The organism is Mesorhizobium sp. 128a, from assembly GCF_053848025.1.
In genome coordinates, this window is record NZ_JBSPKY010000083.1 from 1 (window position 1) to 881 (window position 881).

Here is an 881-nt window from a genome sequence, read left to right on the forward strand (position 1 = left end):
GGGCCGGCAAAGGCTTGCAACGGCGCAGCCGGCGGCCAAACATGCCCCTGCTGGCCCGCCTGCTCCGACAATTCGGCGGACGACAGGTACTGCTGCAGTGGCATCCCGTCGGCCATGTCTTCATCCGTCGCCAGAAAGTCGTGCGCAGGCAGTTCGATCGGGCCAGCCATGTCCATCGGGTCGTTCGGCGACGGAGAGAGACCCGTCAGCTCCCGCACGAAAGCCCACATCTCCGGACTGATCTCAGTGTTTTCGGGGATCATGCGTCATTTCCTTTGTCTTCGATGTTCCGTGTCACGGCTTGATGTAGCGCCACGGTAAAAGCGGGATGCGGTATCGCCAACCGGCGACGGGACAGCGCGCAGCTCGTCGCCGGCTCGATCGGCAGGCCGTTCTTCAATCGGGGATTCAGCTCAGCGCCTCTTTCAGGTCAGTACGATCAGCGCGGTCGCGCGCAGACCTTGACGAAAATAAAGAGAACCAGCAGATGGTCGCATGCCGAGTTGCCGCCGCAGCTCCATGCGGGACAGGTCCAGGCGGCGGCGTTGCCTCAACCGCCGGCGCCCGCTTGAAGTGTCCAAGCGGCAGAAGGCCAACGCACCTCGCCGTGGCCATCGCTGTCGAGCTGTGTGCGCAAGATATCCATTGTCGGTGCAGTGCCGCAGCATGCTTTCGATCATAGCCGCGACCTCGGAGGAGGTCCGGCACTCGTCCATGGTTCGCATGGCTGTTTCCATTGCGTCGGAAAGGTGGTCATGGGTCAACCATTGCTGAGATTGATGCGCGGCCCACGGGCAGGCCATCTTGCTCCTGTCTAGCTGCGTGTTCCCGGAGGCTGGCATGCAAAGGGGATATGCTACAATCCGCGTGCGAGTGCATCG

1 protein-coding gene is annotated in these 881 nt (G+C 62.3%); it reads right to left on the reverse strand.

All coding sequences use genetic code 11. From position 1 onward, the window contains the following. Positions 1-263 (reverse strand): hypothetical protein (locus ACWTU9_RS33155; protein ID WP_455862008.1); only part of this gene is annotated, 263 nt, incomplete at its 3' end. Positions 264-881 lie beyond the last annotated feature (618 nt).